Genomic DNA, 25457 nt, shown 5'->3' on the forward strand with positions numbered 1-25457 from the left:
ACGACCGTCCGGACGGGCGCTCCGCGTAGTGTTCTCCCGTCGTGCCGACCTCCGGCACGGTGCCCGAGAGGACCCCTGTGAGCCTGATCCGCCTGAACGCCGTGAGCATGCAGTTCGACGACAAGGTCGTGCTGCGCGACGCCTTCCTCAAGCTCCGCGAGGGCGAGCGTGTCGGGCTCGTGGGCCGCAACGGTACGGGCAAGACGACGTTCCTCGAGCTCATCCTGGGCCGCAAGGAGCCCACGTCGGGGACGGTCGACGTCAACCTCGGCGTGAGCATCGGGTACTTCTCGCAGTTCTCCGAGCTCGCGGGGCACCGCAGCGCGGCCGAGGAGCTCAGCGAGCTGTTCGCCGACGTCCACTCCACGCAGGCGCGCCTCGACGCGATCGGCGAGCGCCTCGCCGAGCCGGACCTCATGGACGACGGCGGTGCTGTCGACGGCGATGACGAGATGACCAGGCTTCTCACCGAGCAGGCCGACCTGTTCGAGCGCATGGACGCGCTCGACGGGTGGTCGTACGAGAACACGATCGACACGGTCCTCACGCGGCTGGGGTTCGACGCCGCACGTCGCGCTCTCCCGGTCGACCAGCTCTCGGGCGGCTGGCGCAACCGTGCGGCGCTCGCCCGGATCCTGGTGCAGCGCCCCGACGTGCTGCTGCTCGACGAGCCCACGAACTTCCTCGACCTCGACGGCGTGCGCTGGATCGAGAACTGGCTCCAGACGTACCCGGGAGCGGTGCTCGTGGTCTCGCACGACCGCCAGTTCCTCGACGGCGCGGTCAACCGGATCGTCGAGATCGAGAACCGCCGCCTGCACGAGTACGAGGGCGGCTACTCCGACTACGTGCACGCCAAGCAGTCGCGCCTCAAGACGATCGAGCGCCAGTTCGCGCACGAGGAGGAGCTGCTCGCGTACGAGGTCGAGGCGAGCGATGCCCGCAAGCAGGCCGCGAAGGACAAGAGCCGGGGCCTCAAGCGCAAGCTCGCCGACATCAAGAAGCGCCAGGCGCCGCGTCCGGTCGACCAGATCATCACGACCATCTACGCGGACCTGCACGTGAGCGAACGACTGGTCGAGGTCGAGGGGCTCACGAAGGGGTTCGGCGGCGACCCGCTGTTCAGCGACCTCACGTTCTCGTTGCACCGCGGTGACCGCGTCGCCGTCGTCGGTGCGAACGGGTCCGGCAAGTCGACGCTCCTCGACGTGCTCACGGAGGTCACACCGCCCGACGCCGGGCAGATCACCTGGAAGAAGAACTCGACGTTCGTCTCCTACAACCAGGTCGTGGCCGACCTCGACCTGGACGACACGGTCGCGCACGCGGTCAGCGCCGCCCCCGGGACCCTCGCGTACTCGGCGACCAAGAAGAACGTCAACCGCTTCCTGACGATGCTGCAGTTCTCCGAGATGGAGCTCAAGCAGAAGATCGGCACGCTCTCGGGCGGACAGCGTGCCCGTGTCGCGATCGCGCAGTGCCTGCTGTCGGGTGCCTCGGTGATCGTGCTCGACGAGCCGACCAACCACCTCGACCTCACGAGCGCCCAGGTCATGGAGCGTGCGCTCGCGCACTTCCCCGGCGCCGTGGTCGTCGTGAGCCACGACCGCTACTTCATCGACAAGGTCGCCGACCGGCTCCTGACGTTCGACGGCGCGGGCGGCGTCGAGGAGACCGCGGCGTCGGGCGCACTCTGACGACCGTGCTCGGGATGCCGCGCGCGGCGGACGTCGACGGACCGGTTGTCGTCGAGATCGGGCTGGTTGTCGCCTCGGCCGCGCCGGATGGGACAACCAGCCCGATCTCGTGGAACGGTGATCCGGCAGCCAACCGCTTCGACTACGCGCGGCCGGACCTCGGCCAGCCGCCGCGACTCCTTCTCAGTCGTCCTCGGTGGGCGTCAGTCGTCCTCGGGAGCCGGGAGCAGGCCACCCAGGACCGCTGCCGCGGCGCCCAGGACGAGTCCCACGCGCAGGTGCGGCGCGCGCACCCCGCGGGCGCGCATGCGCTCGCCCCAGCGGTACGCCCCCTTCTCCCCGACGACGGCGAACGCGGTCGTGGCCCCGAGAACGACGGCCGCCCCGACGGCGATCGCGACCTTGCCGCCCGGCGCGATCTCGACCGGGGTGAGGCCGTGCAGGGGGTTGTCCGGCCCGTCGTCGGACGCCCGCTCCCAGGGCCCCGCGGTCCGGTCCGCGACGTCGGTGCTCGACGTCTCCCGCATCGCGTCGCGGACCTTGCGGACGCCGTCGATCGCCTGGCGGCCCTCGCCGGTCCGGAGCAGCACCGCAGCGCCGGCGACCCCGCAGGCCGTCTTGAGGAGCGCCCGGGTCCCGCGCCGTTCGACGAGGTCGGGCACGGCGTACCAGGCAGCCGTCATGAGCCCGTAGACCGCACCGGCGCGTGCGTCGAACGTCCATGGGCGGGTGGTCTCGGTCTGCTGCACCGGCATCGCGTCGTCCCTGCTGTGCGTCGTCCGCACGCTCGTTCGTCCCGGACGTCCACCGGCCGGGTATGCCGGTGCCGTGCTCACGGGCTGTCGTGAGTCACCAACGAGGCACCTGTCCGGTTCGTTCCACGGGCACACCTGCCGGCCGTCCCCGGGGCGTCCCACGGCGGGACCCGCGGCCCGTGACCACCCTCACGCTCGCAGGACGCACGTCCGCGTCCGGCACCGACCGGACGTGTGGTCTCCTGAGGCCATGAGCGACGGGACGAACAAGACCACGACGGGGCACGGCGCACCACGGGAGGTCGCCGTCCTCGGCGCCGGAGGGGTCGGTGGCCTCGTCGGGGCCCTGCTCGTCCGCGCCGACGAGGCGACGGTGACCTTCGTGGCACGCGACGAGACGGCGGCGTCCCTGCGTGAGCACGGGCTGCACGTCCGCAGCGGGCAGCTCGGTGACGTCGAGGTCGCCGTCCGGGCGACGGCGCGCCTCACCGAGCCGGTCGACGTGCTGCTGGTCGCCGTCAAGGCCACCGGCCTGGCGGACGCGCTCGACCGGGTCGCCCCCGAGGTCCTCGGGGACGCCGTGGTCGTGCCGCTGCTCAACGGCGTCGAGCACCTGGACGTGCTGCGCGCACGGTACGGCTCCGCGCGGGTCCTCCCTGCGGTGATCCGGGTCGAGTCGACGCGCGTCGCGCCGGGCGAGATCGTGCACGGCAGCCCGTTCGTGGAGATCGACCTCGCCCCCGGCGACGTGCCGACGGACACGGTCGACGCCGTGCGCGACCTCCTCGCGCACGCCGGGATCACGGTACGGGTGCTGCCCGACGAGGCCGCGCTGGTGTGGGCCAAGCTGTCCTTCCTGGCGCCGCTGGCCCTGCTCACGACCCGGTACCGCGAGACGATCGGTGAGGTGCGCACGGTCCACCGGGGCGAGCTCGAGGCGCTGGTCGCGGAGGTCGCGGCGGTCGCGACGGCGTCAGGCGCACCGTCGGACCCGGCCGCGTCGCTGGCCCTGTACGACCGCTTCCCGGCCGGCGCCCGTTCCTCGATGGAGCGTGACGCCGAGGCGGGTCGGCTTCTCGAGGTCGACGCGATCGGCGGCGCGGTCGTGCGGGCCGCCGATCGCCACGGGGTCGCGGCGCCGCTCACGGCCCGGCTCGTCGCCGAGCTCTCCTGACCTCGGTCCCGCCGTCCTCGCCGGACCAGCAGCACCGTCACCAGTCGGCGGGCACCACCCAGTGCCTCGGCGTCTTCTGGTGCTCCACGAGCCTGCGCTGGGCGCGGCGGCAGTGCTCCGCCCGCTCCTCGGTGCAGAGCCCGTCGAGCCAGGCGACGTACCGGCGTTCGAGGCACCGGAACCGTGCGCGTCCCACCGCGAACACGGCGAGCGAGGTGAGCCAGTGCGCCACGAGCAGGGCGCCGACGAGCAACGCGGCCTCGGGCAGCGTCATCTCGGGGAACGCCAGCAGCCCGTACCAGAGGACGGCGATGAAGGTGCCGAGCTGGCTCACGCTCGCCACCAGCAGCCACCCGCTGGTGACGGGGCCGCGCAGCCCGGCCATGCGCCGTCGGGCCGGGGCACCGGACGGTTCGTCCGCGTCCAGGGGCGGGTAGACCTCTCTCACCGGGAACCTCGCCATGTCGCTCACCCGCCGGCGAACGGTGGGAGGACGTCGATCGTCACCGGACCGGCGACGGGGGCGGTCGCCGCCTCGGGGCGCAGCGCGCGACCGTCCTGGAGGTAGGAGCAGACGACCTGCACGCGGCGCATCGGCTCGCCGTGGCGCCGCGCGCTGACGCGGAGCGCGGCCGCGGGGCTCTCGGTCTCGATCACCTCCTCGTCGAGGCCGTTCGCCGCGGCACGGGCCGCGGCGTAGTAGCGCAGGGTGATGGCGGGCATCTCGTCACTCCTTGTCGTACGGGGTCGGTGCGGTCTCGGGTGGGGGCTATCCCCCGATCGCGGACATGCCGCGGTCGGGTTGCCGGAACGAGGGGCTGCCGATCGTGTGCCCGGCGGCCTTGGTGCGGACCGCGAGACCGAGCGCTGCCGCGATCCGGTCGTCGTCGGCTCCTGCGCGCAGGAGGGTCCGCAGGTCGGTCTCCTCGCGCGCGAACAAGCAGCTGCGGAGCTGCCCGTCGGCCGTGAGCCGGATCCGGTCGCACGCCCCGCAGAAGGGACGCGTCACGGAGGCCACGATCCCGACGACCGCGTCGGTTCCGTCGACCGTCCATCGCTCGGCCGGGGCAGCGCCGCGCGTCGGCACGGGGACCAGGTCGAACGATCCGCTGAGCGACGCGAGCACCTCGTCGGCCGTGACCATGCCCTCGCGCGTCCACGTCCGGCCCGCGTCGAGCGGCATCTGCTCGATGAACCGCAGCTCGTATCCGCGGTCGAGCGCGAACCGGAGCAGGTCGACCGTCTCGTCGTCGTTGACGCCGCGTACGAGGACGGCGTTGAGCTTGGTCCCGGTGAAGCCCGCCCGGTCGGCGGCCGCGAGCCCGTCGAGCGCCTGGTCCATGCGGTCGCGCCGCGTCAACCGCACGTACCGGTCGCGGCGCAGGGTGTCGAGCGACAGGTTGAGCCGGCTCAGCCCCGCGTCGCGCAGCGGGACCGCGAGCGCCGGCAGGCGCAGTCCGTTGGTCGTCATCGACACCTCGGGGGCGCCGGGGAGCGCGGCCAGCTCGGCCACGATCTCGACGATGTCGGGGCGCAGGAGCGGTTCGCCGCCCGTGAGGCGGATCTCCTGGATGCCGTGCCGGACCGCGACGGCCGCGACGCGGGTCATCTCGGCGACCGTGAGGAGCTCGTCGGAGGGCAGCCAGGGCATGCCGTCGGCGGGCATGCAGTAGGTGCACCGCAGGGAGCAGCGGTCGGTCAGGGAGATGCGCAGGTCGCGGTGGCGCCGTCCGAACCGGTCGACGAGCGCGCGCTCGAGCGTGGGCGCGACGCTCACAGCGCCCCGACCCACTCGTGCGTGCCGTCGGTGAAGACCTGCCTCTTCCACACGGGCAGGGAGGCCTTGACCTCCTCGACGAGGTCGCCGCACGCCGCGAAGGCCTGAGCCCGGTGGGCCGAGGACACTGCCGCGACGAGCGCGACGTCGCCGATCGCGAGGTCGCCCACGCGGTGCGTGACGGCTACCCGGACCTCGCCCGAGCGGGCCGCGACGCGGGCCGCGATCTCGCGGATGATCCGGTCCGCGTCGGGGTGGGCCTCGTAGGTGAGCGCGGCCACGGACCTCCCGCCGTCGTGGTCGCGGACGACGCCCGCGAAGGTCACGACGGCCCCGGCGTGCACGGAGGCCACCGCGCGCTCGTGCGCGGCCACGTCCAGGGCGGTCTCCCCCACGCCCGCGAGGACGACGCGGGCGACCGGGGCGGGGACGGCGGGGACCGCACTCATGCCCGCACCTTGCCGCGCCCCGGCGCCGCGGAGCGCTGCCGGTAGACCACGTACGGCCGGGCCAGGTACGCGACGGGCACCGACCAGACGTGCACGAGCCGCGTGAAGGGCCAGATCGCGAGGAGCAGGCACGCGAGGACGGCGTGCCAGCCGTAGACCGCGGGCGCCGCGGTGATGAGCGAGGGGTCGGGCTGGAGGACGAACAGCTGACGGAACCAGACCGAGACCGTCCCGCGGTACTCGTAGCCCGAGCCGAACACGTTGATCGCGACGGTCTGCCACATGCCGACCCCGATCTCGACCGTGAGCAGGAGGTACAGGACCCGGTCCATGGGCGTCGTGACGACGCGGATGCGGTCGGAGACGTAGAACCGGCGCAGCAGCAGGATCACGAGCCCCGCGCACAGCACGACGCCCGCGACGGTCCCGGCCGCGACCGCGACCACGTGGTACGCGTGGTCGGAGATCCCGAGGGCCTGGGTCCACGACGTCGGGATCAGGAGCCCCGCGGCGTGCCCGAGGATCGCGAACAGCGCCCCGAAGTGGAACAGGGGCGAGCCCCACGCGAGCCAGCGCTTCTCGAGCACCTGGCTCGTACGGGTCGTCCAGCCGAACTGGTCGTTGCGGTACCTCCACACGTGCCCGACGACGAAGATCGCGAGGCAGACGTACGGCAGCACCACGAAGAGAAGGGTGTCCATGTGTCAGCGTCCTTCCGGGGCGCAGGTGAATTCCGGGGGGCCGAAGGGCGCGCCGGGCGTGTCGGTCCAGCTCGCTCCCCCGTAGGGCATCGAGGCGATCTCGAGCCCCGCGTCGTCGCTGGGCGGGCCGGTGAGCGCGAGCTGGTCGACCTCGCCGCGCTGGCGCTCGGACACGGGCCCCAGGAGGTCGCTCACGGCCTCGAGGATCTCGCGGTAGTGCGAGCCGCGGTCCGCGAGCGAACGGCGGATGAGCTCGATCCCGCCGCGGTGGGTCCGCAGCGGCGCCTCCCCCGCCCCGGTCCCGGCGCGCGAGGCGAACTCGAGCACCATGGGCAGGTAGTCGGGCAGCTCGGCGTCGTCGGGCGCGAACCCGCACGCGCGGTAGCGCTGCTTGAGCGCGAGGAGCGCCATGCCGCGCTGGCGCGTGTCGCCGTGCAGGTAGTAGCTGAGGAACAGCGACGACTTGCGGCGCAGGTCGAAGGTCTCGACGTAGTGGGCCCGCGCGGCGCGCGGCTCCGTCCGCGCGTGCTGGTCCCAGAACGCGCGCAGGTGCGCGGCCGGGGCCGAGTCGGGCAGGGCTGCGACGGCCGCGGCGAGCTCGTCGGCGTCGGCGTACCAGGCGTCGTCGGGGTAGGCCAGCAGGATGCTGGCGAGCGCGAGGACGTCGGACCGGGCGGGGACCTCGACGAGGTCCTTGCGCCGCGAGCGCCGCAGGAGCGGGACGAACGCGCGCCTGCCCGACGCCGGAGCCTGGGCCGTCATGACGGCCTCCGGACCTGCAGGGGGACGGAGACGGGGCCGCCGCGCGTGGAGGCCGCGCTCATGCCGGGGCCGCCCGGGTTGTCGAGCGAGCAGCCCGAGGCCCATGAGGCCATCTCGGCCGCGTCCTCCTTGTGCGCCGCGGGGATGACGTAGCGGTCCTCCATCTTGGCGATGGCCAGGAGCCGGTAGAGCTCCTCGACGTCCTCGGACGAGTACCCGACCTGGGCGAGCAACGCCTCGTCCACCTCCCCCGTCAGCGTGCGCCGACGCATGTGGCTGCGCATCGCGGCGAGCTTCATGAGGACCCCCGCGACGACGTCGACGTCCCCGGCCGAGAACAGGCTCGCGAGGTACTCGAGCGGGATGCGCAGCGACGCGATGGTGTGGAACACGTCGTCGGCGTCCGCGTCGTCCTTGCCGAGCTCGGTCGTCACGTCCAGGACGGGCGAGAGCGGCGGCACGTACCAGACCATGGGCATGGTCCGGTACTCGGGGTGCAGCGGCAGGGCGACCTTGAACTTCTGGATGAGCTGCCAGATCGGCGAGCGCTGGGCCGCGCCGATCCAGTCCTCGGCGATGCCGGCCGCCCGTGCCGCCGCGATCACCTCGGGGTCCGTGGGGTCGAGGAAGACCGAGCGCTGGGCGTCGAGCAGGTCCTGGGGGTCCTCGACGGACGCCGCGGCCTCGACCGCGTCGGCGTCGTAGAGCACGAGGCCGATGTACCGCAGGCGGCCCACGCACGTCTCGGCGCACACGGTCGGCTGCCCCGCCTCGATGCGCGGGAAGCAGAACGTGCACTTCTCGGCCTTGCCCGTCTGGTGGTTGACGTAGACCTTCTTGTAGGGGCAGGCCGAGACGCACATGCGCCAGCCGCGGCACGCGTCCTGGTCCACGAGCACGATCCCGTCCTCGACGCGCTTGTACATGGCCGACGACGGGCAGGCCGAGACGCACGCCGGGTTGAGGCAGTGCTCGCAGATCCGGGGCAGGTGGAACATGAACGTCTGCTCGAACGAGAGCTGGACCTTGTCGACCATGGACGCGAGGTTGGGGTCCTTCGACGCGATCTGCGGCGAGCCGCCCAGGTCGTCGTCCCAGTTGGGTCCCCACGTGATCTTCATGTCCTTGCCCGTGATCGCGCTCTTGGGCCGGGCCACGGGGATCTGCGGCGAGTTCGCCGGCGCGGAGATCAGCTGGTCGAAGTCGTACGTCGCGGGCTCGTAGTAGTCGTCGAGCCCCGGGAGGTCGGGGTTCGCGAAGATCGACGCGAGGCGGCGCAACCGCCCGCCCGAGCGGAGCCGGAGCCGTCCCTTGCGGTCGAGCTCCCAGCCGCCGTGCCACCGGTCCTGGTCCTCGTACCCGCGCGGGTACCCCGTTCCCGGCTTGGTCTCGACGTTGTTGAACCACACGTACTCGACGCCGTCGCGGTTGGTCCACGTCTGCTTGCACGTGACCGAGCACGTGTGGCACCCGATGCACTTGTCGAGGTTCATGACCATCGCGACCTGCGACATGACCCGCATCTCAGTACTCCACTTCCTGGTTGCGCCGACGGATGACCGTGTACTCGTCGCGCTGGTTGCCGGTCGGCCCGTAGTAGTTGAAGGCGTAGGTGAGCTGGCCGTACCCGCCCAGGAGGTGCGTGGGCTTCATCATGATCATCGTCAGCGCGTTGTGGATGCCCCCTCGCTTGCCCGACGCCTCGGCCTTGGGCACGTCGATGTTGCGGTCCTTCGAGTGGTACATGTAGACCGTGCCCGTGGGCATGCGGTGCGAGACCACGGCCCGGGCCACGACCACGCCGTTGCGGTTGACCGCCTCGATCCAGTCGTTGTCCGCGATCCCCGCGGTCGCCGCGTCGCCCTCGGAGATCCAGATCGTGGGGCCCCCGCGCGAGAGCGCGAGCATGTACGGGTTGTCCTGGAACTGCGAGTGCATGGACCACTTGGAGTGCGGCGTCAGGTAGCGCACCGTGACCTCGGTCGAGCCGGGCTCGCTGAAGCCCTGGTGGCCGAAGTGGCGTGCCATGTCGAGCGGCGGCCGGTAGACCGGGAGCTGCTCGCCGAGCTCGGTCATCCAGTCGTGGTCGACGAAGAAGTGCTGGCGACCCGTGAGCGTGTGCCACGGCTTGAGCCGCTCGACGTTGACCACGAACGGCGAGTAGCGCCGCCCGCCCTGCTCGGAGCCCGACCACTCGTAGCTCGTGAAGACGTTCTGCGGCCCGGTCAGGGTCTGGGCGAACGTGACCTGGCGGTCGTGGTTCTCCTCGGCCAGGTCCGCGAGCGGCTTGCCGACCCGCTTCTCGAGGGCCGTGAAGCCCGCGACCGACACGGCGCCGTTGGTCGTGCCGGACAGCGCGAGGATCGCCTCGCAGAAGTGCGCCGCGGTCTCGAGCGACGGACGTCCCTTCGCGACGCCGTCCTTGCGCACGCCGTTGGCCTTCGCGAGGAACTCGACGGCCTGCTCGGGCACGACCGTGACGCCCTTGGTCGTGGTCCCGACCGTCGAGATCAGCGGCCCGACGGCGCGCATCTTCTCCGCGATCTGGGTGTAGTCCCGCTCGACCACCACGAGGCGGGGCATGGTCACGCCCGGGACGGGCTCGCACTCTCCCTTGCGCCAGTCGAGGACGACGCCTCCGGGCTGGGCCATCTCGTCCGGGGTGTCGTGCGTGAGCGGCGCAGCGATGACGTCGGTGCGCGTGCCCAGGTGGATCTTGGCGAGCTCGGAGACCTTGTCGGCGAGCCCCAGGAACGCGTCGTAGTCGGTCCTGGCCTGCCACGGTGGTGCGATCGCCGCGTTGAGGGCGTGCACGAACGGGTGCATGTCCGTGGTCGAGATGTCCTGCTTCTCGTACCAGGTCGCCGCGGGCAGGACCACGTCGGCGAACAGCGACGTCGAGGTCATGCGGAAGTCGATGTTGGTCAGCAGGTCGAGCTTGCCTTCGGGGGCCTCGTCCCGCCAGACGACCTCCTCGGGGCGGCGCTCGGGCGGGGTCTCGTGCGCCCGCAGCGACGAGTCGGCGCCCAGCAGGTGCTTGAGGAAGTACTCGTTGCCCTTGGCCGAGTTGCCGATGAGGTTCGCCCGCCAGACCGTCAGGACGCGCGGGAAGTTCTGCGGGTCGTCGGGGTCCTCGACCGCGAACTTGAGCGCACCGCTGCGCAGCTCGGAGACCACGTGGTCCGCGACCGGCACGCCCGCGGCCGCGGCCTCGTCGCACAGGTCGAGCGGGTTGCGGTCGAACCCGGGGTGCGAGGGCGTCCAGCCCATGCGGGCCGCCTGGGTCAGGCAGTCCATCATGCTGCGGTCCTTGAGCGTGCCCGGACCGGTCGGCGAAGCGAGCTCGTCCGCGCCGAAGCCCTCGTAGCGCCACTGGTCCGTCGCGGTGTACCAGAACGCCGTGCCGGCCATGTGACGCGTGGGGCGCTGCCAGTCGAGCGCGAAGCCCATGTGCTGCTGCCCCGTCACGGGCCGGGCCTTCTCCTGGCCCACGTAGTGCGCCCAGCCGCCGCCGTTGACGCCCTGGCACCCGGTGAGGGTCAGGAGCGCGATGAACGTCCGGTAGATGGTGTCCGCGTGGTACCAGTGGTTGGTGCCCGCGCCCATGATGATCATGGACCTGCCCTTGCTCACCTCGGCGTTGCGCGTGAACTCGCGCGCGATCCGGGTGCACTGCTCGGCCGGGACCCCGGTCAGGGACTCCTGCCACGCGGGCGTCCCGGGCGACGTCGGGTCGTCGTAGCCCGTGGGCCACGTCCCGGGCAGTCCGTCGCGGCCCACGCCGTACTGCGCCATGAGCAGGTCGAACACGGTGGTCACGAGGCGGTCGCCCACGCGGATCGCCGGGACGCCGCGCAGGACCGAGGAGCCGCCCTCGGTCTCCCCCACGTCGAAGCGCGGCAGCTCGACGACGACCCCCTGCGCCTCGGCTCCCGCGTGCGTCAGGCCCAGCAGGCTCAGCGCCGGGTCGTGGTCCTCGAGGTCGAGGTTCCAGCGCCCCACGCCGTCCTCGGTCCACCGGTCGGCCAGCGTGCCGTTCGGCACCGTGAGCGCGTCGGCGGCCGTGTCGAGGAAGACCGGGCGGAACTCGGGGCGCTGCCCCGTCGCCCCCGCGACGGGCAGCCCGTCCAGGTCGGCTGCCGTGAGGAACTTGGCGGGCCGGAAGACCGGGGCGGGGGCGCCGTCGGGCACTGTGCCCTCCGCCGTCGCACGCGCCCCCGGGGACTCGTCGAGCGTGACGAGGAACGGCGCATCCGTGTACGTGCGCGAGTACGCCTCGAAGTACGGCACCTGGCGGTCGCGGTAGAACTCGGTGAGCAGCACGTGGCCCATGGCCTGCGCGAGCGCGCCGTCCGTGCCCGGGGCGGGGGCGAGCCAGTCGTCGGCGAACTTCACGTTGTCCGCGTAGTCGGGGCTGACCGCGACGACCTTGGTCCCCTTGTAGCGGGCCTCGGCCAGGAAGTGCGCGTCGGGCGTGCGCGTCACGGGGACGTTCGAGCCCCACATCATGATGTAGCTCGAGTTCCACCAGTCGCCCGACTCCGGGACGTCGGTCTGGTCACCCCAGATCTGCGGGCTCGCGGGCGGAAGGTCCGCGTACCAGTCGTAGAAGCTCAGCAGCGTCCCGCCGATCATCGACAGGAAGCGCGTCCCGACGCCGAAGCTCGCCATCGACATTGCGGGGATCGGGGTGAACCCGACGCAGCGGTCCGGCCCGTACGCCTTGATCGTGTAGACGTGGGCCGCGGCCATGATCTCGGTCGCGAGCTCCCAGTCCGCGCGGACCAGGCCGCCCTTGCCGCGGGCCCGCTTGTAGAGCGTCGCCTTGAGCGGGCTCTCGACGACCTCGGCCCACGCGAGCACCGGGTCGCCCAGGCGGCAGCGTGCGTCGAGGTACATCTCGAGCAGGACCCCGCGCACATAGGGATACCGCACGCGCGACGGCGAGTACGTGTACCAGGAGAACGAGGCCCCGCGCGGGCAGCCGCGCGGCTCGTACTCGGGGCTGTCGAGCCCCGTCGTCGGGTAGTCCGTGCCCTGGTGCTCCCACGTGATGAGACCGTCCTTGACGTACACGTCCCACGCGCACGACCCCGTGCAGTTCACGCCGTGCGTCGAGCGCACGACCTTGTCGTGCGCCCACCGGTCGCGGTAGAACCGGTCCCACTCGGAGGGGTCCGTCTCGATCATGGCGTGCGCCGAGTCGAACACCTCGGTCTGCGGGAAGTGGCTGCGCGTCTTCAGCAGCTTCTTCATCAGGGGCGACATCGTCGCCGGGTCGTCGATGGTCATGGCGAGTGCTCCTCGGGAACGGCGTGGGGGGCGTTCGTGCGATGGTTGTCATGGTGAGGACGTCGGCCGGGGGCAGCCGGACGCCTCGACGTCAGTGGTCCACGAGCGGGAAGAAGTGGGGCGAGCAGGTGCCCAGGCAGCAGGTCTACGGAGGGTTCGACGGCACGACGGGTCGCAGCGACCATGGCGGCAGGCGCACGCACATCATCCAGCTGCTGCGCGACTCCAAGGCGCCGGTGTCCGTCCAGGACATCGCCGACGAGGTCGGCATCCACCAGAACACCGCGCGCTTCCACCTGGAGTCGCTCGTCGACGCCGGGCTCGCCGAGCGCACCCAGCAGACCCGGACGACGCCCGGGCGGCCCAAGGTGCTCTACCGCGGCACCCTGCCCAACCAGACGCACGAGCGCGCGCAGGCCTACCGGCTCCTGGCCGAGGCGCTCACGACCGCCGTCGCCGCCAACGTGCCCGAGGCCGCGACCCTCACGTACACCGTGGGCCGCACGTGGGGGCAGAAGCTCGCCGACTGCCCCGCCCCGGGCGAGGTGCTCACCGAGGACGAGGTCTCGACCCTGCTCGTGTCCAAGCTCGACGCGCTGTGGTTCGCGCCGACCCCGCGCGGCGAGCCGTCCGCGCACGTCTCCGCGCCCGGCAAGGGCATGGACGCGCTCGTGCTCAACAACTGCCCGTTCGTGGCGACCGCCCGCAGCACCCCGCAGGTCGTGTGCTCCCTGCACGCGGGCTTCATCAACGGCACCCTGGCCGAGCTCGGCTCGGACCTGCGCGCCACGGCCCTGGTGCCGAACTTCGGTCAGCACCACTGCGTCGCGCGGCTCGAGACCGTCGACCGGGGGCGTCACGACGAGGCCGCGCCGATCCCGATCGTCGTGTCCGGGGCGCCGGGGGGCGCGGGTCCGGGGGTTCTCGGGGCCGCCGGCCCCGCGCCCGACGCCTGCTGAGCGTCGGGCCCGGGGGCCTGCGGCGGGTGCTGCGGGCGATCTCATGATCAGCTCTTGGCCTCGGCGCCGGGGCGTGCGTAGAAGTGCCAGGCGATGCCTGCGCAGAGCAGGGCGTAGGCGATGATCCCGCCGAACACGGCCGTCCTCGGCAGGTAGTTGAACAGCATCGAGAACAGGAACGGTCCGAACGCGGCGATCGCGGCGGTCCAGCCGATCACTCCGCCTGCCTGACGCGCCGGGAAGATCATGGGCATCTGCTTGAACGTCGCGGCGTTGCCGATCCCGCAGAAGAAGAAGATCAGGACCATCCCGGTCATGAAGATCGGCAGGCTCGGCGTCTCCCCGTCGGTCGCGGTGACCTGGCCGAACAGGACGAGACCGGCCGAGGCCGCGACGCCGATCCCGGACACCACGGTCCACACGCCGCCGCCGAAGCGGTCGCACAGCGGACCCCAGCACATGCGGGCGAGCGAGCCGACGAGCGCGCCGAGGAAGACCCACGTCAGGTACTCGGGGCCGAACTGCTGCTTGAGCAGCATGCCGAACGTGCCCGCGAGGCCGGAGAAGATCCCGAACGTCAGGACGTACTCCATGGTCATGAGCCAGGTGTGCTTGTTCTGGAAGATGTCGAACTGCTGCTTGAGGTTGGCCTTGACGGGCACCGACTTGAGCAGAGTCCAGGCGAGCACGACGCCGACGACTGCGAACGGGATGAAGATCAGCCCGGGGTTCTGCAGCCAGACCTGGCGGGGTTCGGCGTTCTGCGGGTGCGCGAGCTGGCCCGCGAGGCCGAACATCCCGAACCCGATGGCCCACGGCACGACGAACTGGACGACCGAGACGCCGAAGTTCCCGATGCCGGCCTGCAGGCCCAGGGCCGTGCCCTGCTTGCTCTTGGGGAAGAAGTACGAGGTCGAGGGCATGTACCCCGAGAAGACACCACCACCGAGCCCGGCCGCGAGGGCCAGGGCGACGAGCAGCGCGTACGAGGGCTGCGTCGGGAGCATCACGACCCAGGTCCACCCGACGAACGGGATGATCATGAGGAGCGCGGACAGCGTGAGCATCTTGCGGGTGCCGAGCATGGGCGGCAGCATCATCCAGACGATGCGGAGCAGGCCGCCCGTCAGGCCGGGCATGGCGAGCAGCCAGTAGGACTGGCTCTCGCTCAGGTCCCACCCGGTGACCGTGCCGAGGGTGGGGATGAGCGCCCCGGGCAGGTACCAGATGATGAACGCGAGCATGAGGTTGAACGTCGTGACCCAGAGCGTGCTCCAGGCGACCTTCGAGTCCCAGCGCTGGGGGTCGTTGGGGTCCCAGTCGAGAAGGTCGCGGCGCGCGTCGGTGCTCACCTGGTGTGCTGGTCTGGGGGCTACGTCGGCTGTGACCACCGGGTGTCTCCGTCCGAGAAGTGGGGCTGGGGCACCCACAACATATGGACGAGTTCACTCGTGCGTACCGGGACCTAGGTCCCGTCGCAGCGACGTTGGTCCCGAACCGGGACACGGGCCAGGAAGGGCCGCTGACCTGCTGCTTTGGAGGTTCGGGGCGTTGTTGCGGATCAACTCGGGCGGGCCGTGGCCCGCGAGGCCCGGGGCGCCCGACGGCGGGCTGCGGCAAGCGCGCGGGCGGCGGCGGGCAGGGGTCGTTTCGCCCGAAGAACGGGGCGCTGGTCTGGTGCGGAGCGCCGGGGCTCCGACTTTGTGCTTTCCGTCACAAAGTCGGTCGTTCGAGGGTCGAGAGGCAGCCGGTCGTTCAGCCGGTCGACCACTGCGCGCTGGGGACGGCTACGCCCGCGTCGCCCAGAACACCACCGCAGCGCTCGCCGCGACGTTGAGCGAGTCCACTCCCCCGGCCATCGGGATCTTCACGACGTGGTCGACCGCCGCGAGCGTCGAGCGGTGCAGCCCGTGCCCCTCGGTCCCGAACACGAACGCCGACTTCTCGTCGCCCCGCGCGACGTACTCGTCGAGGGTGAGCGAGTCGTCCGACAGCGCGAGCGCCGCGACGGTGAACCCGTGCTCGCGCAGCTCCTCGACGCCGCCCGGCCACGACTCGAGCCGCGTCCACGGCACCTGGAACACCGTCCCCATCGAGACGCGGACGCTGCGCCGGTACAGCGGGTCCGAGCACCGCGGCGACACGAGCACGGCGTCCACCCCGAGGCCGGCCGCCCCGCGGAAGATCGCGCCGACGTTCGTGTGGTCGACGATGTCCTCCAGCACCGCCACGCGCCGCGCACCCTGCCCGTCACGGGCGGTCGTGAGCAGCTCGTGCACGCTCGGCAGGACCGGCCGGTGCATGGCCGCGAGCGCGCCGCGGTGCAGGTTGAAGCCGGTGATCGACTCCAGGACGGCGGGTTCGGCGACGTACACGGGCACGGGTTCGCCCGTCCCGCCGGGCCCGTCGTCCAGCCCGACGGCGGAGATCGCCTCCTCGAGCCCGGGGAGCCACTTCTCCGCCATGAGGAAGGAGCGGGGCCGGTGCCCTGCCGCGAGCGCCCGGTGGATCACCGTGGTGCTCTCCGCGATGTACATGCCCTTCTCCGGCTCGTTCTTCGAGCGGAGCTCGACGTCCGTGAGGTTCGTGTAGTCGGCGAGGCGCGGGTCGGCGGGGTCGGTCACGTGGATGATCTGCACGCTCAGATTCTCCCGCACCCGCGGCGGCTGCCTGGCATCGGCCCCCCGGTGCCGAGCACGGGGTTGCGGTCGTTCTGACGGCGTTCGCGACCTCAACCTCGTGGTCGAGCGCGCGGAACCTTCCGCTCGGCGGTCGGGCGGCCCGCGTCCGCCACGAGCCCACCCCGTTCGGGCTGCCCGGGCGGCACTGCTGCTCGGAACACGACCCTCCGCTGCACCTCGTAGCTCGTCGCGAAGAGCAGCACCTCGGTCACGACCTTGGCCGGCAGCAGCGCGAGCCCCAGCCCCGTCAGCCCCCGGAGCACCCCGTACCCTGCGGCCAACAGCCCGACCGCGAGCGCCGCGTACCGCAGCGCGGCCCGCCGCCCGGATCCGGGCCCGTGCCCTCTCCCGGCCCACCCCTCTCCGCCCGGCCCGTGCGCCCGAGCACGCGACCCCGAGCCCGCACGGCCACCCACAGCACCAGCACCCGCTCCACCACCAGTCCCGCCCCCGAACACCCGCCGGTTCACGAGGAAGTTCACGGTCCCGCTGACCCCGCGCGCCCCGACGACCGCCAGCAGCAGCGACCCCGTCACCGCGTCGAGCACGAGCAGCGCCGCGGTGTCGATCCCGAAGGCCAGCAGGGACGACAGCGAGAACGCGAGCAGCGGCGCGTAGATGCGGGCCGAGTCGGCGAGCGGCCGGAAGTGCGAGGACGCGTTGTCGTCGAGGTAGATCGTCTCGATCCCGACCTCGACGACGGAATGCCCCTGGCGGGCTGCGGCGAGCAGCACGTTGAGCTCGTACTCGTAGCGGTCCCCGCGCACGGCGAGCAGCCAGGTGATCATCGTGGCGGGGTACCCGCGCAGGCCGGTCTGGGTGTCCTGGACGCGCAGCCCGGTCGCCGCCCGGAACAGCCACCGGGTCATGGTGTTGCCGACCCGGCTGCGCAGCGGCACGTCGCCGGCGAACGCGCGCGCCCCGAGGACCACGGCCCCCTCGCCGTCGGACACCCGCTCCCCGACCCGGAGGACGTCGGCGACGGCGTGCTGCCCGTCGGCGTCGGCGCACACCACGTCCTCGCCGGGCCAGCGTCGCGCGACCTCGCGGAGCCCGCGCCGCAGCGCCGCGCCCTTGCCACGGTTGGTCGGGAACCCGACGACGACCGCCCCGAGGTGAGCGACGTCGTCGAGCACGGGGCGGGAGCCCGGCCCGCTGCCGTCGTCGACCACGACGATCCCCCGTACCTGTCGCGTCGCGCGCAGCGCGGCGACCAGGCGGACGAGCGCCGTGTCCGGCTCGTAGGCGGGGATCAGCACGATCACGGCCGCTCACTCCCCGACGTACAGGATGTCGGAGGTGCCGCGCTCGGCGCCTCGACCGAGCGGGTCGTTGACGAGCTCGCCGTCGTAGTACATGGTCGACGACCCGCCACCGTCGAGGTTGTACGCGGTCGTCGCGCCGAGGTCCTGCATGATCTCGGCGAGCTCGGTCATGGTGGCGCCGCGGCTGTACCCGGTGCTGCGCCCGCCGACCACGACGAAGACGAGGTGGTTCTCGCCGATCACCCCCACAGCGGTGCGGGGCTGCTCGCCCTGGATCGAGTGGTTGCCGACGTTGGTGTCGACCTCGACCTCGTCGATCCCGTCGATCACCTCGCCGTCGTCGAGCAGCGCGGGCCCGAACGACAGCGTGTTCCACACGCCCGCGTCCACGAGCTCCTGCGCGGTCGTGGTGGTCTCGTCGTAGACCTCGACGGTGCCGTCGCGGTAGAACGCGAGGCCTTCGCGCGCGCCCTCGTCGCGGTAGACGACGCCGTTGCGGATCACGATGCCCGTGGACCGGAACCCGTAGTAGTCGCCGTTGATCGCGAGGAGGGCGTCGTTGCCGGCCGCGATGTCGGAGGTCTTCTCGGTGATGTTCTCGCCGAACGCGTTCTGAGCGAACGCCGAGCGCAGGTCGGTCGCCTCTCCCAGGACGACGTCCGCGACGTAGTACGTCACGGTGTCGTCGCCCGACCCTTCGACGACCTGCCGCACGCTCACGCTCGTCCCGTCGGACGAGGTCGAGGCGTCGGCGGTGGCCCCTGTCTCCGACGAGCTCCCGGCCGAAGTGCCCGACGGCCCCCCCTGCGTCCCGGAGTCGGTCGCCTGGCTGGCCTCATAGGCCGCGACGTCGGCGATCTCGACGTGCTCGACCACGTACCGGTCGAGGGCCCACGCGGTCGCACCACCGAGCGTCAGCGTCAGGGCGAGGCCGCCCGCGACGAACGCTCGTCGTCGGCGGCGGCGTCGTGCGGGCGGGGCGGCGGACGGGGTGCCGGGGTGCTGGTCGTCGGTCGTCATGCACCCAGGTCTACGGAGCGCACGTGTGCCGGGCGCAGGTGCCCGCTGAGGGGTCGCTGTGAGGTCCGTCCTGACAACGCCACGTGATCGCCGTCACGACGACACGCTCCCACCGAACTCTCAGGTGAGACGTCGCTCACTCTTGCACCCCGGTACGACTAATACATACTTTCGGCCCGGTTCCCGCGTGATTTCATGGATGCATGAAGAAGCAGATGATGGCACTCGCTGCCGTGGGCGCGATCGCGCTCCTGAGCGCGTGCGGTACCGACACCACGACCGACAGCGGCTCGGCCACCGACGAGACCCCTGCGGGCGCGACGAACCTCCAGGTGTGCGCGAAGTACTTCGACGGCGGCGAGCAGTCCGTCGCGCAGCGCGTCACGGACGAGCTCGAGTACGACATGGCGGCCCTCACGGACGACCAGTCGAACGCGATGCGCAGCACCAACATCCAGCTCGAGGCCATCCTGCGCCTCGCTGGGCCCGAGGACACCAACCTCGTCATCAGCAAGATCAAGACCCCGTTCCAGATGGCTGACGACATCGCCGACGAGACCGGGACCGAGATCGACACCACCGGCGTGACCGACGCCGTGGCCGAGCTCCAGACGATCTGCGACAACGCCGGGTACACCGCTTCCTGACCCTCAGCAGCGACCTCGCCCTCATCCCGGGCGAACCCCGTGAGCCGGTACCGCCCAGAAGGTGGCACCGGCTCTCGTCGTTCACGGGAGTCCCCGGGTCAGCGGGTCATCTCGCCCTCGGCGACCTCCTCGACCGCGGCCGCCGCGAACTGGCTCTCGTAGAGCCGCGCGTACGCGCCGCCCTTCTCGATGAGCACCTCGTGGTTGCCCATCTCCACGATCGCGCCGTCCTCCATGACGAGGATGACGTCGGCGTCGCGGATGGTCGACAGCCGGTGCGCGATGACGAACGACGTCCGCCCGGCGCGCAGCGCGTTCATGGCCTGCTGCACGAGCACCTCGGTGCGCGTGTCGACCGAGCTGGTCGCCTCGTCGAGGATGAGGATCGCCGGGTCGGCGAGGAACGCGCGCGCGATGGTCAGAAGCTGCTTCTCCCCCGCGCTCACGCCCGAGCCCTCGTCGTCGATCACGGTCGCGTAGCCGTCGGGCAGCGTGCGCACGAACGGGTCCACGTGGGTCGCGCGCGTCGCCTCGAGGAACTGCTCCTCGGTGACCTCGACGCCGTCGGGCACGCCGTAGCGCAGGTTCTCCTCGATGGTGCCCTTGAAGAGCCAGGTGTCCTGGAGCACCATGCCGATGTTTGACCGCAGCCCGTCGCGGCTCATGGTCCGGGTGTCGACGCCGTCGAGCGTGATGCGCCCTCCGTCGACCTCGTAGAACCGCATGATGAGGTTCACGAGCGTCGTCTTGCCTGCCCCGGTGGGCCCGACGATCGCGACCGTCTGGCCGGGCTCGGCCACGATCGACAGGTCGTCGATGAGCGGGCGGTCGGGCACGTAGCGGAACGAGACGTCCTCGAACGCGACCCGGCCCTGCACGTCCGTGACCACGACCGCGGGCGACGGGTCCGGGGACTGCTCGTCGGCGTCGAGCAGCTCGAACACACGCTCCGCGGAGGCGACGCCCGACTGCAGGAGGTTCATCATCGACGCGATCTGGGTGATCGGCTGCGTGAACTGGCGCGAGTACTGGATGAACGCCTGGACGTCACCGAGCGAGAGCTGGCCGGACGCGACCCGCAGGCCACCGACGACCGCGACGATCACGTAGTTGAGGTTCGCGACGAAGCCCATCGCGGGCTGGATGATCCCGGAGATGAACTGCGCCTTGAAGCTCGCGTCGTACAGCTCGGCGTTCTCGTCGGTGAACGTGTCGACGGCGGTCTGCTGGTGGCCGTAGACCTTGACGAGCGCGTGGCCCGTGTACATCTCCTCGACGTGCGCGTTGAGGCGCCCGGTCGCGGCCCACTGCTTGATGAACTGGGGTTGCGAGCGCTTGGCGATCATGGCCGTGACGAGCACCGACAGGGGCACCGTCACGAGGGCGATGACCGCGAGCAGGGGCGAGATCCAGAACATCATGGCGAGCACGCCGACCACGGTCAGGACCGAGGTCACGAGCTGCGAGAGCGTCTGCTGGAGGGTCTGCGCGACGTTGTCGATGTCGTTGGTGACGCGGCTGAGCACCTCGCCCTTCTTCTGCCGGTCGAAGTACGACAACGGCAGGCGGCCGAGCTTGGCCTCGACCTCGGCGCGCAGGCGGCGCACGGTGCGCTGCACCACGGACGTGGTCACGCGGCCCTGGATCCAGCCGAAGAAGAACGATCCGACGTAGATCGCGAGGACCCACAGCAGGATGACGCGCAGCGCGGTGAAGTCGATGCCCTGACCGGGCACGACGTCCATGGCCGCGAGCATGTCGGCCTGCGTGGTCTGCCCCGTGGCGCGCAGGTTGTCGACGGCCTGCGCCTTGGTGATGTCCGCGGGCATCTGCGAGCCGATCACGCCCGCGAAGATGACGTTGGTGCCGTTGCCGAGCAGCTTGGGGCCCAGCACGGCGAGCGTCACCGACAGGACCGACAGGACCGTGATGACCACGACGGCGAGCCGCTCGACGCGCAGGTAGCCCGCGAAGCGCTTGAGCGAGCCGGTGAAGTTCATCGCCTTCTCGGTCGGCATGCCCATGCCGCCCATGGGGCCGTGGCCGCCGCCCTGGGGGCGCCCCTTGAGGCGCGTGGCTGACAGGTCGGGCTTGTCGCCCGCGGGTTCGTCCTGCACGCCGCCCGACGGCGTCACGTGCGGCTCGGCGTTCTTGTCGCCCGGGTTGTCGCTCGGGCGGGGGGTCTGGGTGCTCATGCTGCCTCCTGCGCCGAGAGCTGCGAGTACACGATCTCCTGGTACGTCTCGCACGTGGCCAGGAGCTCGTCGTGGGTGCCGGTGCCGACGATGCGGCCGTGGTCGAGCACGACGATCTGCTCGGCGTGCCGGATGGTCGCGACCCGCTGCGCGACCAGCAGGACCGTGGCCTCGCGGGTCCGCGGGGCGAGCGCGAGCCGCAGGGCCGCGTCGGTCGCGTAGTCGAGGGCCGAGAACGAGTCGTCGAACAGGTAGACGCTGGGCTTGCGGACGATCGCGCGGGCGATGGCGAGCCGCTGGCGCTGGCCGCCGGAGAAGTTGGTGCCGCCCTGCGCGACGGGGGCGTCGAGCTGCCCGTCGAGCTGCTCGACGAACGCGCGCGCCTGCGCGATCTCGAGCGCTTCCCACACCTCCTCGTCGGTCGCGTCCTCCTTGCCGTAACGGACGTTGTCCGCGACGGTCCCGGAGAACAGGTACGCCTTCTGGGGCACGTAGCCGATCATCGACCACAGGTCCTGGAGCGAGACGTCGCGGACGTCGGTGCCGTCGATCCGCACCGACCCGGCCGTCGCGTCGAAGAGCCGCGGGACGAGCTGGAGCAGCGTGGTCTTGCCCGAGCCCGTGGACCCGATGATCGCGGTCGTCCCGCCGGGTCGCGCCGTGAACGTGAGGTCGTGGAGCACGGGGTCCTCGGCTCCGGGGTACCGGAAGTCGACGCCGGAGAACGTGATGACGCCGGTCCGGTCGGCGCGGGCCGCCAGGCGCACGGGGGTCTGGGGCTCGACGACGGTCGTCTCGGTGTCGAGGACCTCGCCGATGCGCTCGGCCGAGACCGCGGCGCGCGGGACCATCATGAAGATCATGGTCGACATCATCACGGCCATGAGGATGTACATGATGTAGCTGAGGAACGCGGTCAGGGCCCCGATCTGCATCCCGTCCTCGACGCGGTACGCGCCGAACCACAGGACGGCGACGCTGGTCGCGTTCATGACGAGCATGACGGTCGGGAACATGAGCGCCATGAGCTTGCCGACGCGCAGCGACGTGTCGTAGAGCCGGTCGTTCGCGACCGCGAACCGCTCCTCCTCGCGACGCTCGCGCACGAACGCCCGGATGACGCGGATGCCGGAGATCTGCTCGCGCAGCACGCCGTTGATGGCGTCGATCCGCTTCTGCATCTTGCGGAAGTACGGGACCATGCGGGACACGATCAGCCCGACGACGATCCCGAGCACGGGCACGACGACCAGCAGCAGCGCCGAGAGCTCGACGTCCTCCTGGAGCGCCATGATGACGCCGCCCACGAGCATGATGGGCGCCATGACCATGATGGTGAAGGCCATGAGCACGACCATCTGGACCTGCTGGACGTCGTTCGTGGTGCGCGTGATGAGCGACGGGGCGCCGAGCACGCCCATCTCCTGGGCGGAGAAGGACTGGACCCGCGTGAAGAGCCCGTTGCGCACGTCGCGCCCGAACGACATGGCGACCTTGGCGCCGAAGTACACCGCGACGATCGCGCAGATCACCTGCCCGAGGCTGATGACGAGCATGACGCCGCCCGTGCGCATGATGTAGGCGGTGTCGCCCTGCGTGACGCCCTTGTCGATGATGTCGGCGTTGAGGCTGGGCAGGTAGAGGGTCGCGATGGTCTGCACGAGCTGGAGCACGAGCAGGATCACGATCGGCGTCCGATAGGGACGCAGGTACGTCCGCAGTAGACGAAGGAGCATGTGGGGGGGTCCTGTCAGGGGTGGGGGCGAGAGGAGGACGGGGTTCTCGACAGTGCCCGACGGCGGAGCGCACGTCGAGCGTTTTCGGTGACCTCGCCGACGGGTCCAGCATGCGTCGCCGTGGCGACGACCGCGAGGGCGAGGCGGCGGCGTCAGGCGAGCGACGCCGTCGGGACGGGGACGGCGGGTGGGCCGTTCGCCTGGCACGGGTCCTCGAGGACGCCGTGCAGGAAGACGTCGACGATCTGGGTCGGGTCGAGCGGTCCGCCCTGCGAGATCATGGGGCTCGCGTGACCGTGCACGAGGAAGAAGAAGACGCTCGCCGCGACACGTGGCTCGGTGCGCAGCTCGGTGGCGAACGGTGTGATGCGCGCCTCGATCGCGCCGACGATGTCCTGGACGGCGGACATCCGGGCGTCCCGGTGGGAGTCCGCGCCCTGCTCGTCCGGCTCGCCCTGCTCGCCGGGGCGGCGGCGCGGGCCGTGCTGGCCATGCTGGCCGTGCTGGCCGTGCTGGCCGTGCTGGCCGTGCTGGCCGTGCCGGTCCCCCATGAACTGGTGGGCGACCTGGACGATCTTGGCGGTCGCGCGCTGGCTCTCCTGGACGAGGCCTGCCAGGGCGACGAGCGTCGTCTCGAGCGATCCGTGCTCCGGGAGGTCGCCGATCGCGCGGACCAGGGGCGCCGGGTCGAGCGCCGCGACCAGGGCCGCGTGGAGGAGCTCGTCCTTGTCCTCGAAGGCACGGAACAGCGTGCCCTCCGCCACGTTCGCGGCCTGGGCGATCTGGCGGGTCGTCACCGCGGCGCCGTAGCGCGCGAGGAGCGGGACGGTCGCGGAGGCGATCGCGGCGCGCCGGTCGTCGCGGCTCATGGGTCGGGCGCGGCCCGAAGGTGTCGTCACGCCCTCGACCATAAGTGAGTGAGCACTCACTCGTCAAGGTTGCCCGGCGCAACCGACGGGCCTCTGCCGTGGTGCCGCACGCCACCGGGGCGCACCGAGGAACGCCGGAGGGGCGCCGCTCGCGCGACGCCCCTCCGGGGACCCCTGTTCCTGCCGCAGCTCGTGCGGCTCGCTCCGGGCGACGCTACGGGCGGTCCTCCGGGCCACCCTCGACGCCGCCGTCCTCGGGCGCGTCCGCCGGGGGCGTGCCCAGGGGGCGCGGCGCGGCCGTGCCCGGCTCGGGGGCCGGCGCGAAGCGCTGACCGGGTCCACCGGGACGCTGCCCCCGCTCGGCCTGCTGGTCGAACGGCAGGCCCGAGTGCGTGCCGGCGCTCGTGGCGTCGGCCGTGGCGGCCTCGGCCTGACGACGAGCCTCGGCGAGGGCCTCGGCAGGGTCCACCAGCGCCGGGGTCCCGAACTTCACGCGGTCGCGGTCGCGCTCGCGACGTGCGGCCTCGGAGGCCTCCAGGCCGTCACCGGACGGGGTCGGGACGCCGCCGAAGCCCTGGGCGATCGAGCCCAGCGCGGCCGTGAACTCGGTGGGGACGACCCACAGCTTGCTCGCGTTGCCGTCGGCGATCTTCGGCAGCATCTGGAGGTACTGGTAGGCGAGCAGCTTGGGGTCGGCGTCGCCCTCGTGGATGGCGTCGAAGACTTGCAGGATGGCGCGTGCCTCACCCTCGGCGTTCAGGATCGCGGCCTGGGCGTTACCCTCGGCCCGCAGGATCGCGGCCTGCTTCTCGCCCTCGGCCGTCAGGACCTGGGACTGCTTGATGCCCTCGGCCGTGAGGATCGTGGCACGACGGTCACGCTCGGCACGCATCTGCTGCTCCATCGAGCCCTGCACGCTCGCGGGCGGGTCGATCGACTTGAGCTCGACGCGGTTGACGCGCACGCCCCAGCGTCCCGTCGCCTCGTCGAGCACACCACGGAGCTGGCCGTTGATCTGGTCACGGCTCGTCAGGGTCTGCTCGAGGTCCATGGACCCGACGACGTTACGCAGCGTGGTGACCGTGAGCTGCTCGATGCCCTGGATGTAGTTCGCGATCTCGTAGACCGCGGACTTTGGCTCGGTGACCTGGAAGTAGATGACCGTGTCGATGCTCACCACGAGGTTGTCCGAGGTGATCACGGGCTGCGGCGGGAACGACACGACCTGCTCGCGCAGGTCGACGCCGGCGCGCACGCGGTCGACGAACGGGATGAGCAGGTGCAGTCCCGGCTCGAGCGTGCTCGAGTAGCGACCCAGCCGCTCGATGATCAGCGCGGTCGCCTGCGGGACGATCCGCACGGCCTTGACGAGGGCGATGATCACGAACAGCAGGATCAGCCCGAGCACGACGTACACGGCGATCATTCCGGGGTCTGGGTCACTCATCGATCTTCTCCTGAGGATGGTTCTCGGTGGG

Annotated in this window: 21 protein-coding genes; 4 read left to right on the forward strand and 17 right to left on the reverse strand. The window is 71.4% G+C overall.

The window, feature by feature from the left end; translation table 11 throughout:
- The first annotated feature begins 77 nt into the window (after positions 1 to 77).
- Positions 78 to 1697 carry an ABC-F family ATP-binding cassette domain-containing protein gene (locus H9640_RS14145; RefSeq protein WP_191791342.1) on the forward strand — a complete coding sequence of 540 codons (1620 nt, stop codon included), beginning with the start codon at positions 78 to 80 and terminating at the stop codon, positions 1695 to 1697.
- Positions 1698 to 1900: 203 nt separating this feature from the next.
- Here the strand turns inward: H9640_RS14145 and H9640_RS14150 are convergent, their stop codons facing one another.
- Positions 1901 to 2452, reverse strand: coding sequence for a hypothetical protein (locus H9640_RS14150; protein ID WP_225227227.1), 552 nt, complete (start codon positions 2450 to 2452; stop codon positions 1901 to 1903).
- 250 nt (positions 2453 to 2702) lie between these two features.
- On the opposite strand from H9640_RS14150, the gene H9640_RS14155 reads away from it, so the two are divergent.
- On the forward strand, positions 2703 to 3626 hold the full coding sequence (locus tag H9640_RS14155; RefSeq protein ID WP_191791344.1) for a ketopantoate reductase family protein: 924 nt from the start codon (positions 2703 to 2705) through the stop codon (positions 3624 to 3626).
- 37 nt (positions 3627 to 3663) lie between these two features.
- Here H9640_RS14155 and H9640_RS14160 read toward each other — a convergent pair whose 3' ends face one another.
- From H9640_RS14160 to H9640_RS14195, 8 genes are read right to left on the reverse strand one after another with little or no spacing between them, the layout of a single operon-like run.
- Entirely contained in the window at positions 3664 to 4074 is a 411-nt protein-coding gene (locus H9640_RS14160; RefSeq protein WP_191791345.1) for a hypothetical protein, read from the reverse strand.
- 20 nt (positions 4075 to 4094) lie between these two features.
- Complete coding sequence (locus H9640_RS14165) at positions 4095 to 4349, reverse strand: MoaD/ThiS family protein (protein WP_191791346.1); 255 nt, start codon at positions 4347 to 4349, stop codon at positions 4095 to 4097.
- A gap of 46 nt (positions 4350 to 4395) precedes the next feature.
- Positions 4396 to 5403 carry a GTP 3',8-cyclase MoaA gene (gene moaA, locus H9640_RS14170; RefSeq protein ID WP_191791347.1) on the reverse strand — a complete coding sequence of 336 codons (1008 nt, stop codon included), beginning with the start codon at positions 5401 to 5403 and terminating at the stop codon, positions 4396 to 4398.
- The gene (locus H9640_RS14175) at positions 5400 to 5852 is read right to left on the reverse strand and encodes a molybdenum cofactor biosynthesis protein MoaE (RefSeq protein WP_191791348.1); all 453 of its coding nucleotides are present in this window, start codon (positions 5850 to 5852) and stop codon (positions 5400 to 5402) included. Before H9640_RS14175 ends, moaA begins: the two co-directional genes overlap by 4 nt.
- Positions 5849 to 6553, reverse strand: a complete 705-nt coding sequence (narI, locus tag H9640_RS14180) for a respiratory nitrate reductase subunit gamma (RefSeq protein ID WP_191791349.1) — start codon at positions 6551 to 6553, stop codon at positions 5849 to 5851. Before narI ends, H9640_RS14175 begins: the two co-directional genes overlap by 4 nt.
- A gap of 3 nt (positions 6554 to 6556) precedes the next feature.
- A complete protein-coding gene (gene narJ, locus H9640_RS14185) occupies positions 6557 to 7315 on the reverse strand; it encodes a nitrate reductase molybdenum cofactor assembly chaperone (RefSeq protein WP_191791350.1) in 759 nt (252 codons plus the stop codon).
- Complete coding sequence (gene narH, locus H9640_RS14190) at positions 7312 to 8838, reverse strand: nitrate reductase subunit beta (RefSeq protein WP_191791351.1); 1527 nt, start codon at positions 8836 to 8838, stop codon at positions 7312 to 7314. The genes narJ and narH overlap by 4 nt, the downstream gene beginning before the upstream one ends.
- 1 nt (position 8839) lies before the next feature.
- Positions 8840 to 12607, reverse strand: a complete 3768-nt coding sequence (locus H9640_RS14195) for a nitrate reductase subunit alpha (RefSeq protein WP_191791352.1) — start codon at positions 12605 to 12607, stop codon at positions 8840 to 8842.
- Between the two features lie 50 nt (positions 12608 to 12657).
- Here H9640_RS14195 and H9640_RS14200 point away from each other — a divergent pair, with 50 nt between their 5' ends.
- Positions 12658 to 13566 carry a helix-turn-helix transcriptional regulator gene (locus H9640_RS14200; protein WP_191791353.1) on the forward strand — a complete coding sequence of 303 codons (909 nt, stop codon included), beginning with the start codon at positions 12658 to 12660 and terminating at the stop codon, positions 13564 to 13566.
- A 47-nt stretch (positions 13567 to 13613) separates the two neighbouring features.
- Here the strand turns inward: H9640_RS14200 and H9640_RS14205 are convergent, their stop codons facing one another.
- From H9640_RS14205 to H9640_RS14220, 4 genes are all read right to left on the reverse strand, one after another.
- The gene (locus H9640_RS14205; protein ID WP_191791354.1) at positions 13614 to 14918 is read right to left on the reverse strand and encodes an MFS transporter; all 1305 of its coding nucleotides are present in this window, start codon (positions 14916 to 14918) and stop codon (positions 13614 to 13616) included.
- Positions 14919 to 15353: 435 nt separating this feature from the next.
- On the reverse strand, positions 15354 to 16211 hold the full coding sequence (locus H9640_RS14210) for a TrmH family RNA methyltransferase (RefSeq protein WP_225227258.1): 858 nt from the start codon (positions 16209 to 16211) through the stop codon (positions 15354 to 15356).
- 86 nt (positions 16212 to 16297) lie between these two features.
- Positions 16298 to 17512: a glycosyltransferase family 2 protein gene (locus H9640_RS14215; RefSeq protein ID WP_191791356.1), complete on the reverse strand. Its 1215-nt coding sequence runs from the start codon at positions 17510 to 17512 to the stop codon at positions 16298 to 16300.
- 6 nt (positions 17513 to 17518) lie between these two features.
- The gene (locus tag H9640_RS14220) at positions 17519 to 18532 is read right to left on the reverse strand and encodes a phosphodiester glycosidase family protein (protein WP_191791357.1); all 1014 of its coding nucleotides are present in this window, start codon (positions 18530 to 18532) and stop codon (positions 17519 to 17521) included.
- Positions 18533 to 18735: 203 nt separating this feature from the next.
- Between H9640_RS14220 and H9640_RS14225 the strand changes: the two genes are divergently transcribed.
- Complete coding sequence (locus H9640_RS14225) at positions 18736 to 19179, forward strand: hypothetical protein (protein ID WP_191791358.1); 444 nt, start codon at positions 18736 to 18738, stop codon at positions 19177 to 19179.
- A gap of 98 nt (positions 19180 to 19277) precedes the next feature.
- Here the strand turns inward: H9640_RS14225 and H9640_RS14230 are convergent, their stop codons facing one another.
- The 4 genes from H9640_RS14230 to H9640_RS14245 form a co-directional block, all read right to left on the reverse strand.
- On the reverse strand, positions 19278 to 21374 hold the full coding sequence (locus H9640_RS14230; protein WP_404821902.1) for an ABC transporter ATP-binding protein: 2097 nt from the start codon (positions 21372 to 21374) through the stop codon (positions 19278 to 19280).
- On the reverse strand, positions 21371 to 23110 hold the full coding sequence (locus H9640_RS14235) for an ABC transporter ATP-binding protein (protein ID WP_191791359.1): 1740 nt from the start codon (positions 23108 to 23110) through the stop codon (positions 21371 to 21373). Before H9640_RS14235 ends, H9640_RS14230 begins: the two co-directional genes overlap by 4 nt.
- Before the next feature lie 152 nt (positions 23111 to 23262).
- Positions 23263 to 24009, reverse strand: coding sequence for a TetR/AcrR family transcriptional regulator (locus tag H9640_RS19275; RefSeq protein ID WP_318243781.1), 747 nt, complete (start codon positions 24007 to 24009; stop codon positions 23263 to 23265).
- A 184-nt stretch (positions 24010 to 24193) separates the two neighbouring features.
- Complete coding sequence (locus H9640_RS14245; RefSeq protein WP_191791360.1) at positions 24194 to 25426, reverse strand: SPFH domain-containing protein; 1233 nt, start codon at positions 25424 to 25426, stop codon at positions 24194 to 24196.
- Positions 25427 to 25457 lie beyond the last annotated feature (31 nt).

This window comes from Oerskovia gallyi, from assembly GCF_014836745.1.
In the GTDB taxonomy this organism is placed as follows: domain Bacteria; phylum Actinomycetota; class Actinomycetes; order Actinomycetales; family Cellulomonadaceae; genus Oerskovia; species Oerskovia paurometabola.